The sequence below is a fragment of the Dactylosporangium sp. NPDC005572 genome, assembly GCF_040605515.1.
Classification (GTDB): Bacteria; Actinomycetota; Actinomycetes; order Mycobacteriales; family Micromonosporaceae; genus Dactylosporangium.
On record NZ_JBEXCY010000035.1, the window covers coordinates 62,199 to 72,361 of the forward strand.

Sequence of the window (10,163 nt, forward strand, 5' to 3'; positions counted from 1 at the left end):
ACAGACCGTGACCATGACGGGTCTCCCGGCCGCCGAGGTGCTGTGGGAGATCGAGGCGATCAAGCAGGTCAAGGCGAGGTACTGCCGGCTCGTCGACCTGCGCGACTGGACAGGTGTCGTCGAGCTCTTCAGCCCGGACTGCGTGTTCACCCATCCCGTCCACGCCGACGTGACGGGTCCGCGGGACTTCTTCGACCGCGTGGCCCGGCGGATCACCCCGGGCGTGAGCGTGCACCAGGTGCACGCACCCGAGATCACGCTGACCTCCGCCACGACGGCCACCGGCACCTGGGCGCTGCACGACTACGTCGAGACCGACGACGGCGCGCTGCGGTACCAGGGCTACGGCTTCTACCTCGACGAACTGGCCAAGAACGGCGAAGGGCGCTGGGTCATCACCTCGTTCCGCCAGCACCGGCTCCGCATGGATGCCGTACCACCCGTCAGATCCTGGGACCCGAAGGAAGGGACGTCGCGTGACCATCACCGATGAACAGCCGCTGGCCGGACGAGTCGCCGTCGTCTCCGGTGCCGGGGCGGGCCTGGGCCGTGCGCATGCCCGCACGCTCGCCGCCATGGGCGCCTCCGTCGTGGTCAACGACCTGCGGGTGCCGTCGGACCCGGACCCGGCGGTGACGACCGCCGAGGCCGTCGTCGCCGAGATCGAGGCCGCCGGCGGCCGGGCGATCGCGGTGCACGCATCCGTCGCCGAGGAGGGCGCGGGCGAGCGGATCGTGGCCGAGGCGATGGGCGCGTTCTCCCGCGTCGACATCGTGGTCAACAACGCCGGGATCCTGCGCGACGGGCCGTTGCGCAAGCGCGACCGCAGCGACTGGGAAGCGGTGATCGGGGTACACGTGCACGGCGCCTACGAGCTCACCCGGGCCGCCTGGCCACACATGCTCGACGCGGGCTTCGGCAGGGTCGTGGTCACGTCGTCCGCGGCCGGCATCTACGGTACGGCGAACAACGCGAGCTACGGCACGGCCAAGATGGGCGTCGTCGGGATGGCCCGCATGCTTGCGTCCGAGACCGCCGGCCTCGACATCAACGTCAACGCGATCGCGCCGCTGGCCCTCACCGCGATGAGCTCCTCGGCCGGCGACCGCGACCGGGCCGCCGACGTCGTCGGCGACCTCTTCCGGCGCATGCCCGCCGCGCAGGTGTCGCAGACCGTGGCGTGGCTGTGTCACCCCGACTGCGACGTGACCGGCCGGATCTTCGCGGTCGGCGGAGGCCGGGTCGCGGAGGTGGTGGTCACCGAGACCCGGGGCTGGATGCGGCCCGGCCACACGTGGCACGACGTCCGCGACAACTGGGGGCGGATCACCGACCGCGACGAACTGCTCGTCCCGGTGCACCTCTCCGACGAGCTCAAGCTGTTCATGGAGGCCCTGGGGTGAGCGGTCCGCAGCGCAGCGGAGGGGCCGCTCACGATCGGCGCAGTGGGGAACTCGCGCGGCCGGAGTGCAGCGGAGGGCGCGTGAGCCGGCGTGGTTGACATCGGCCTCGTGTACGACCTGCGGCTCCCGTTCGCCGACCCGCAGGCCCGCGCCCGCCAGTACCGCACGATGCTGGAGCAGTCCGCCTGGGCCGACCGGCACCGGTTCTCGCGCATCGCCGTGCGCGAGCACCACGGGATGGACGACGGCTACCTGCCGTCCCCGCTCGTCGCCGCGGGAGGCGTCGCCGCCGTCACGTCGACGGTGACGATCCTGCTGCAGGCGCTGGTGGTGACGCTGCACGACCCGGTCCGGCTGGCCGAGGACCTCGCGGTGCTGGACCTCATGTCCGCGGGCCGGCTGGTCGTCGTGGCCGCGGCCGGCTACTCCGACGACGAGTTCGCGATGTTCGGGGTGGCGTCCGCCGACCGGCCACGACTGGTCGAGCGTGCCGTCCAGGTAATCCGCCAGGCGTGGACGGGGGAGGTCTTCCAGCTCGACGGCCGGCGGGTGCGGGTCACGCCGCGCCCATACCGGTCGCCCGGTCCTCCGCTGCTCCTCGGCGGCGCGTCGGAGGCCGCGGCCCGCCGCGCCGCCCGGATCGCGGACGGCTTCCTGCCCGTGCGCAACCGGCACTTCGGTGCCTACCAGGAGGCGGTGGCCGCGCTGGGGCGGGCGACGCCGGGGCCGTTGCCGCCGGCGGGCCCGCCGTTCGTCCACGTCGCCGAGGACCCCGAGCGTGCGTGGAGCAGGATCGCGCCGTACTGCCTGCACGAGAGCAACGCCTACGGCGCGCTGGCCCGGCAGTCCGGGGTGCTGACGGGGTACGCCGAGCACGCGACGACCGACTCGCTGCGGGCGAGCGGCGCCTACCCGGTCGTCACCCCGGACGAAGCGGTGGCGCTGTGCGAGCAGCTCGGCCCGGCCGGGCAGCTCACGATCCCGCCCCTGGCCGGGGGCATGGACCCGGACCTGTCCTGGGAGAGCCTGGAGCTCATCGCGGACCGGGTGCTCCCGCGGGTGGCGCTGACGCAGGTCGACGTCGACTCCTACCGGCACTCGCCGCCGTGACCGAGTTCGAGGCGCTGGCCGCGCAGGTGCGTCGGCTGACCGACATCGAAGAACTCCGGCTGCTCAAGGCGCGGTACTTCGCGTGGGTGGACGGGCGGGAGTGGAACCGCCTGCGCGGCCTCTTCGCCGATGACTGCACGTTCACCAGTTCGGCGCGGCTTCCGGACCTTGCCGGGCCGGACGACTTCATCGCCTTCGTCACGGCGACCGTCGAGCCGGGGCGGTCGACCCACCTGGGATTCATGCCCCGGTTCGAGTTCACCGACGACGACCATGCCACCGCCACCTGGTCGATGTTCGACCTCGTCGAACGGGACGACCCGCATCGTCCGGGCTGGATCGGCCTGGGGACCTACGTCGAGCGGTACCGCCGCGGCGAGCACGGTTGGCTCATCACCTCATGGCACCTCGAACGGGGCGCCACCCGCTCCCTCAGCCGTCCGTCGTGACGCTGATGGCCGCCATGGGACAGGCGTCCGCGGCCCGCCGCACCGCTGTCTCGGTCCAGGGGCCGTGCGGGTCGAAGGTCGACATGCCCTCCGCGTCGAACCGGAACGCGCCCGGCGCTTCCAGCAGGCACTGACCGATCCCGGCGCACAGGTCGTGGTCGACGGTTGCCCGGGGCCGCTCCGGCGCGGGTCCGCTCATCGCTCGTGCAGCCGCACTTCGAGGCCCAGCAGGCTGCGCGAGACCAGGTTGCGGCTGTAGCGCAGGTCGGGTGTGAGCACCTCGACGGCGGAGAACTCCCGGGCCAGGTAGGCGAACGCCTCCTGCGCCTCCAGCCGGGCCAGCGGGGCGCCCACACAGGTGTGGATGCCTTGTCCGAAGGCCAGGTGCTTGTTCGGCCACCGTCCGACGTCGAAGCGGTCGGCGTGCGGGAAGAACGTCGGGTCGTGGTTGGCCGCGTGCTGTACCAGCAGGACCCGGTCGTTCGTGTCGATCCGCCGGCCGCTCAGCTCGAACGGTTCCCTCGCCCACCGGGCCAGCGCCCGGATCGGGCCGTCGTAGCGCAGCACCTCCTCGACCGCGGTCCGGGCGAGCCCCTGGTCGTCGGCCAGCCGCTGCCACTCGCCGGGGAAGCGGTCGAAGGCGACGACACCGTTGGCGATCAGGTTCATCGTCGTCTCGTGGCCGGCGAACACCATCAGCACGACGTTGGAGATGATCTCGTCCTCCAGGAACCGGTCACCGTCGAGCTCGGCGTGCACCATGCCCGAGATGAGGTCCTCCCGCGGATTCCTGGCCCGGTCCCGGACGATCGGGCGGATCAGCTCCGCGAGCTGCTCCATCGCCTTGCCGCCGGTCTCGAACCGGTCCTGGTTCCCACCCTGGAAGAAGACGACCGCGCCGAGGTCGTCGGACCACGCGCGTAGGTTCTCGCGGGACTCGGGCGGGATCCCGAGGTATTCGGCGATGACGATCACCGGCAGGGTGAAGGCGAACTCCGCCATGAGGTTGACCCGGTCCCGGCCGCGCAGCGACTCGGCGAGCGAGGCTGTCAGCTGCTGGATCCGGGGTCTGAGCACCTCCACGCTGCGTGGTGTGAAGGCCGTGTTGACCAGTGACCGCAGGTGGGTGTGGTACGGCCGGTCCTTGGTGAACATCCAGTGGTTCATGAAGTCGATCAGCTGCCGGTAACGCGACCCGGAGTCGGCCATGTCCTTCGCGAAGGGGCCGGCGAAGCGGTCCGAGGACAGCCGTTCGTGGTCGCGGAAGCCGGCCATCACGTCCCGGTAGCCGGTCACGATCCAGCCGTTCCAGCGCGGGTTCCAGTAGACCGGCTCCTGTTCACGCAGCCGGTTGTAGAACTCGGTCGGGGTCTGGACGGCCGCCTCGCTCAGCAGGTCGTCGAACGACTGCGGCGCGGCCGACAGGGTCTCGGGCATCCTCGCTCCTTCGCCTTGACGCACCCATCGTGACGCCACAGTCTGGAAGTGTCAACGCTACCGTTGATGACCGAATGCGCTCAGACCGAGTCACGGAGGTGCCCAGGGTGGGCGAGCAGAGGACGACCAAGAGCCGGACCAAGACCCTGGACGCCACGCCACTCGGGGGTGAGCGCTTCGGCTTCGTGGCCCGGCTGACCGACAAGGCCGCCCACGGCAACTTCCCCGGCGAGTCGGTGACCATCCACGACTTCGGCGCCGAGGGGGTGGTCGAAGGGCCTCGGCTGGTACTGCGCGAGCTCAGGGTGGAGGCGCACACCCACCCGTACGACGACTGTCCCTTCGCGATTCCGCCCACCGCGCAGCTCATCGGGGAGTCCGTGGCCGCGGGCTGGCGCCGTACGGTGCTGGCGGCGCTGGGCGGTTCGCGCGGATGCACCCACGTGAACACGCTGCTGCTCGGGCTCAGCGAGCTCACCACGATGGTGATCTTCCTCAGGATCAACCCGGAGGTGGCGTACACGCCCGACACCAGGCGGGACGGGCGCTGGACCCGGGCGGCGGCGCGCGTCGCTCCCGGCCTGTCCGGAGCCTGCTACGGCCTGCGCCCCGACGGCCCGGCGATGGGGCGCGTGCTCGACAGAATCAACGATGGTGTTGACGAAACGCCACCTTCGCTGTGACGCTGGTCATGTTCTAGTCCGACCATCCTTGGAGGGCGAAATGCTCGACGTGAGGACGGCCATGCGGCGCTCGGCCCGGTTCCACAGCGACCTGGTCGCGGTGCGCAGCGGAGGTCGCGAACTGACCTTCGCGGCGGCGTGGCAACGAGGCGTCCGCCTGGCCAACGCGCTGGGGGACCTGGGGGTCAAACCGGGTGAACGGGTCGCCGTGCTGGAGGACAACTCGCTCGAAGCGGCCGACTTCTATCTCGGCACAGCCGCGGGGAACTTCGTCCGGGTGCCGCTCTACCGCCGCAACTCGGCCGAGTCGCACGCGTACATGCTGGAGCACACGCAGTGCAAGGCGGTGGTCGTCGCCCAGCAGTACGCCCACGAGCTGGAGGGCGTCCGCGAACGGCTCCCGGCCTTGCGGATCCTCGTCCGTGACGAGGGCTACGAGGAGTGGCTGGCCGGCTTCTCCGACGAGGATCCCGACCCGGCGGTCGGTCTCGACGACGTCTTCATCATCCGGCACTCCGCGGGCACCAGCGGCCGGCCCAAGGGTGTCGCCTACACGCACCGGGCGTGGATGAGCGCGACGCGGGACTGGTTCTACCAGCTGCCGCCGGTGAACATCGGAGACTCGATGCTCCACGTGGGCCCGATCTCGCACGGCTCGGGCTACCTGTTCCTGCCGATCTGGCTCGGCGGCGGTGTGAACATCCTCGCGCCGTCGTTCGACGGGCAGCAGGTGATCGAGGATCTCCGGACCGACCGGATCACGCACTTCTTCGCGGTACCGACGATGCTCGCCGACATCATCGAGCGGGTCGGCGGTGCGCCCCAGGACCTGCCGGCGCTCAAGGTCGTGATGGTGTCCGGGGCGCCGATCAGCGAGAAGACCGCACGGGCGGCCCATCGCGTCTTCGGCGACACGCTGTATCAGATGTACGGGCAGACCGAGGCCGTCCCGGTGACCTTCATGGGCCCGCAGGAGTGGTTCCGGGACCTCCCCGGTTCCGACCCCGTCCTGTCCGCCGGACGGGTGATGCCGTTCGCGGAGCTGGAGATCCGCGGCGAGGGGAACCTGTCGCTGCCCGCGGGTGAGCAGGGCGAGATCGCGATCCGTTGCGAGGGTCAGATGACCGGGCTCTGGGACGACCCGCAGCAGACGGCCCGCCGTCTCGTCGACGGCTGGGTGCTGACCGGGGACGTAGGCCGGCTGGACGCCCGCGGCTTCCTGTACATCACCGACCGGGTCGACGACATGATCGTGTCGGGTGGGTTCAACATCTGGCCGGCCGAGCTGGAACGGGTCGTCGGTGCGCTGTCCGGCGTTCGTGAGGTGGTGGTCGTCGGCGCGCCCCACGAGCGCTGGGGGGAGACCCCGGTCGCCGAGGTGATCCTCGAGCAGGGCGCCGTGGTGACGGCGGAGACGATCGTGGCGGCCTGCCGCGACCAGCTCGGTGCCTACAAGCGGCCGGGTCGCGTGGTGTTCCGTACCGAGCCGTTCCCGCGCAGCCCGGTCGGCAAGCTCCAGCGCAAGCTCGTCAAGGAGCCGTACTGGGCGACCGAGAGCCGTCGCGTCAGCGGGGCGTGATCCTCGGAACTCCTGTCAACGCATGTGTTGACTGGAGATGTGGGAGCGGGTGAAATGAGACCCGCATCAGTCAGCGACTGCCAAGGACCGATACATGACCTCGAACCAGACCGACCCAGCGACCGATCCCGACGAGGTCTACTTCGCGTGGCTGCGGCGCTTCGGCGACGCCCTGGAGCGTCAGGACGTCGCCGAGGTGCTCGGCTCCTTCGCCGAGGAGAGCTACTGGAAGGACGCGCTCGCCTTCACCTGGGGCTACCGCACGTTCGGCGGGCGGTCCGACATCGAGGCCGGCCTGCGCGCCACCATCGCGGCGACCCGTCCCCGCAACGTGCGCAAGGCATCCGGCCGTACCTCGGCCCGGCTGGTGCGGCGCTCCGCCAAGGACGTGATCGAGGCGTACTTCGACTTCGACACCGCGGTCGGCACCGGCACCGGGTTCGTCCGGCTCCTGCACCAGCCGGGCTCGACCGCCGAGCCCAGGGTCTGGATCCTCCTCACGACCCTGCAGGAGCTGCGGGACTTCGAGCCCAGGACCGGCGGGCGGCGCCCGTCCGGCCTGCAGTACTCCCACAACTTCGCCGGCGACAACTGGGCGGACGAGCGGCGCAAGGCGGTCGAGTCCGCCAACGAGGGTGTTGACGTCCTCATCGTCGGGGCGGGCCAGGCCGGCCTCGCGCTGGCCGCGCGGCTCGGTCAGCTCGACGTGAAGACCCTGCTGGTGGAGAAGAACCCGCGGGTCGGTGACAACTGGCGCAACCGGTACCACTCCCTGACCCTGCACAACGAGGTGTGGTCCAACCACCTGCCATACCTGCCGTTTCCCGACACCTGGCCGGCGTTCGTACCCAAGGACAAGCTGGCCGACTGGCTCGAGAGCTACGCCGAGACGATGGAGCTCAACGTCTGGACGTCGACCGAGGCGGAGTCGGCCGGCTACGACCGTGAGGCCGGCAGCTGGACGGTCCGGCTCCGCCGCGGTGACGGGAGCATCCGCGACGTCACGGTGCCCCATCTGGTGCTCGCCACCGGCGGCACCAGCGGGGTGCCCAACGTCCCCGCCCTGCCCGGCCTCGACGACTACGAGGGCACGGTGCTGCATTCGGGGAGGTTCACCAGCGGCGTTCCGTACGCCGGCAAGCGTGCCCTGGTCGTCGGTACGGGCACCAGCGGCCACGACATCGCCCAGGACCTGTGCAGCAACGGCGCCGAGGTGACGCTGATGCAGCGCAGCCCCACCTGTGTGGTGAGCCTGATCCCGTGCGGCACCATGGTCTACGCCGTCTACTCCGAGGGGCCGCCGGCCGACGACGTCGACCTGGTCACCGCCGCGATCCCCTTTCCGGTACTGCAGAGCAGCTACCAGTTCCTGACGAGGAAGACGTGCGACCTCGACCAGGCGCTGCTCGACGGCCTGTCGGCCAGAGGGTTCAAGCTGGACTTCGGCACCGACGTGACCGGATTCCACATGATGTACCTGCGCAAGGGCGGCGGGTACTACATCAACGTGGGTGCCTCCGACCTGATCGTGTCGGGCGAGATCGCGCTGATGCAGGCCGACGAGTACGAGACGTTCGTGGCCCGGGGGATCCGGCTCAAGAGCGCAGAGGTGCGCGACTATGACCTCGTCGTGCTCGCGACCGGCTACCGGGACCAGCAGGACGGCATCCGCGCCATGCTGGGCGACGAGATCGCCGACAAGGTCGGGCCCGTGTGGGGGTTCGACGAGAACTACATCATGCGCAACGTGTGGCAGCGCACCGCCCAGGAGGGCCTCTGGATCGCCGGGGGCTCGTTGCTCGACTGCCGGCTCTACTCGCGGTTCCTGTCCCTGCTGATCAAGGCGGACCTCGAGGGCATCTCGGCTCCGGAGACCGCGCTGCCGTCGACGCGGTACGACACGACCGGCCGGACCACCATCCTGGAGGGCGCGTGACCCGCGCGGGGGCGGGCGCCTGGACCGAGCCCGGCGCCTTCCCGATCGCCCCCGGGATCCACCGGCTTCCGCTGCCACTGCGCGACGACGGGCTCAAAGGCGTCAACGTCTACGCGATCGAGGACGGCGACGGCGTGGCGCTGATCGACGGCGGATGGGCGATCCCGGAAGCCTTCGACGTGCTCGCCGCCTCGCTCAACTCGATCGGCTACCGCCCCGCCGACATCACGCGCACCTTCGTGACGCACGCCCACATCGACCACTACACCCTCGCCGTGTGGCTGCGCACCGAGTACGGCACACCGGTCGCGGTCGGCCGTGGCGAACGGGACTCGCTCACCTGGATCGCCGGGCACGGGCCGCGCCACCGGCTCCAGGCCGCCCAGCTCATCGAGGCCGGCGCCCCGCACCTCGCGGAGTTCATGTCGCGCGACGACGCCGCCGCCGACCCGGTGGCCGAGTGCTGGGAGCTTCCCGATGTGTGGCTCGGCGAGGGCGAGGTCAAGGTCGGGCAGCGCACCCTGCGCGTGCTGGAGACGCCCGGCCACACCCAGGGCCACATTGTGCTGTACCTCGGGGAGGAGGAGCTGATGTTCACCGGCGACCAGATCCTGCCGCACATCACGCCGTCGATCGGCTTCGAGGCGGTACCGCAGCAGCAGCCGCTCGTCTCGTTCCTGGACTCGCTCGGGCGGGTCCGCCAACTGCCGGACGCACGGCTGCTCCCGGCGCACGGCCCCGCGGACGGGCGCGTGCACGCCCGCATCGACGAACTCGTGGAGCACCATCGCCGCCGGCTCGAACAGACCCGGTCCGCGGCGGCCCGGCTCACCTCGTCCACGGCGGCCGAGGTCGCGGAGCAACTGCCCTGGACGCGGCACGAGCGCGCGTTCGCCGAGCTCGACCCGTTCAACCAGACCCTGGCGGTCACCGAGACCCGCGCCCACCTCGCCTTCCTGGTACACCAGGGCGAGCTCGCGGCGAGCGCCGACGACGTCGTCCTCTACGCGGTGCCGTGATGCGGCCGGTCGTGCAGGGCGTGAGCGCCGACGTCGTCACCGGCGACGCGAGCCGCTCCCTCCCCGAGTTCATCTTCGGCGCCGTCGCCGGTGCCCTCGCCGACGCCGGCTGCACCATGGCCGACATCGACGCCGTGGTCATCGCCGCGCACGACCTCGTCGACGGGCGTTCGCTGTCCAGCATGATCACGGGGCCCGCCGCCGGAGCGTACCTGCGGGACGAGATCCGGGTCTCCGACGACGGCCTCGTGGCGGTGTCGCTGGCCGTGGCGCGGCTGCAGGCGCACGAGGCGACGAGGGTACTGGTCGCGGCCTGGGGCCGGGCCAGCGAAGGCGACCCCGAACGGACGTCGCGCGCCGGTTTCGACCCGGTCGGCGAGCAGCCGCTCGGGCTGACCGACACCGTGGTGTCCGCACTGCGGGCCTCGGCCTACCTGCGCCGGCATCCGGGTCGCCGGCGCGCCGACGCCGCCGACGCGCGGCGGCGCCGGGAGATCGGAAGAGCGTCGTGGTGGGAAAGTGTGTAATGCACGAGGGGTAGATCTCG

At 71.0% G+C, this 10,163-nt stretch carries 11 protein-coding genes; 9 read left to right on the forward strand and 2 right to left on the reverse strand.

What is annotated here, in order from left to right:
* Window positions 1-13 precede the first annotated feature (13 nt).
* From ABZS66_RS19755 to ABZS66_RS19770, 4 genes are all read left to right on the forward strand, one after another.
* On the forward strand, window positions 14-493 hold the full coding sequence (locus ABZS66_RS19755) for a nuclear transport factor 2 family protein (protein WP_354759572.1): 480 nt from the start codon (window positions 14-16) through the stop codon (window positions 491-493).
* Entirely contained in the window at window positions 477-1,403 is a 927-nt protein-coding gene (locus ABZS66_RS19760; protein ID WP_354759550.1) for an SDR family NAD(P)-dependent oxidoreductase, read from the forward strand. The genes ABZS66_RS19755 and ABZS66_RS19760 overlap by 17 nt, the downstream gene beginning before the upstream one ends.
* Before the next feature lie 90 nt (window positions 1,404-1,493).
* Window positions 1,494-2,513 carry an LLM class flavin-dependent oxidoreductase gene (locus ABZS66_RS19765; protein WP_354759552.1) on the forward strand — a complete coding sequence of 340 codons (1,020 nt, stop codon included), beginning with the start codon at window positions 1,494-1,496 and terminating at the stop codon, window positions 2,511-2,513.
* Window positions 2,510-2,962 carry a nuclear transport factor 2 family protein gene (locus ABZS66_RS19770; protein ID WP_354759554.1) on the forward strand — a complete coding sequence of 151 codons (453 nt, stop codon included), beginning with the start codon at window positions 2,510-2,512 and terminating at the stop codon, window positions 2,960-2,962. The genes ABZS66_RS19765 and ABZS66_RS19770 overlap by 4 nt, the downstream gene beginning before the upstream one ends.
* Here ABZS66_RS19770 and ABZS66_RS19775 read toward each other — a convergent pair.
* Both ABZS66_RS19775 and ABZS66_RS19780 read right to left on the reverse strand, forming a co-directional pair.
* On the reverse strand, window positions 2,946-3,161 hold the full coding sequence (locus ABZS66_RS19775; protein WP_354759556.1) for a ferredoxin: 216 nt from the start codon (window positions 3,159-3,161) through the stop codon (window positions 2,946-2,948). The two genes, ABZS66_RS19770 and ABZS66_RS19775, sit on opposite strands and share 17 nt — an antisense overlap.
* On the reverse strand, window positions 3,158-4,399 hold the full coding sequence (locus ABZS66_RS19780) for a cytochrome P450 (RefSeq protein ID WP_354759558.1): 1,242 nt from the start codon (window positions 4,397-4,399) through the stop codon (window positions 3,158-3,160). The genes ABZS66_RS19775 and ABZS66_RS19780 overlap by 4 nt, the downstream gene beginning before the upstream one ends.
* A 107-nt stretch (window positions 4,400-4,506) precedes the next feature.
* On the opposite strand from ABZS66_RS19780, the gene ABZS66_RS19785 reads away from it, so the two are divergent.
* The 5 genes from ABZS66_RS19785 to ABZS66_RS19805 all read left to right on the forward strand — a co-directional run bounded on the left by ABZS66_RS19785 (window position 4,507) and on the right by ABZS66_RS19805 (window position 10,143).
* The gene (locus ABZS66_RS19785) at window positions 4,507-5,082 is read left to right on the forward strand and encodes a DUF2889 domain-containing protein (RefSeq protein ID WP_354759560.1); all 576 of its coding nucleotides are present in this window, start codon (window positions 4,507-4,509) and stop codon (window positions 5,080-5,082) included.
* A 40-nt stretch (window positions 5,083-5,122) separates the two neighbouring features.
* A complete protein-coding gene (locus ABZS66_RS19790; RefSeq protein WP_354759562.1) occupies window positions 5,123-6,661 on the forward strand; it encodes an AMP-binding protein in 1,539 nt (512 codons plus the stop codon).
* 94 nt (window positions 6,662-6,755) lie between these two features.
* A complete protein-coding gene (locus ABZS66_RS19795) occupies window positions 6,756-8,597 on the forward strand; it encodes an NAD(P)/FAD-dependent oxidoreductase (protein WP_354759564.1) in 1,842 nt (613 codons plus the stop codon).
* On the forward strand, window positions 8,594-9,616 hold the full coding sequence (locus ABZS66_RS19800) for an MBL fold metallo-hydrolase (protein WP_354759566.1): 1,023 nt from the start codon (window positions 8,594-8,596) through the stop codon (window positions 9,614-9,616). The genes ABZS66_RS19795 and ABZS66_RS19800 overlap by 4 nt, the downstream gene beginning before the upstream one ends.
* The gene (locus tag ABZS66_RS19805) at window positions 9,616-10,143 is read left to right on the forward strand and encodes a hypothetical protein (protein WP_354759568.1); all 528 of its coding nucleotides are present in this window, start codon (window positions 9,616-9,618) and stop codon (window positions 10,141-10,143) included. Before ABZS66_RS19800 ends, ABZS66_RS19805 begins: the two co-directional genes overlap by 1 nt.
* Window positions 10,144-10,163: the final 20 nt, after the last annotated feature.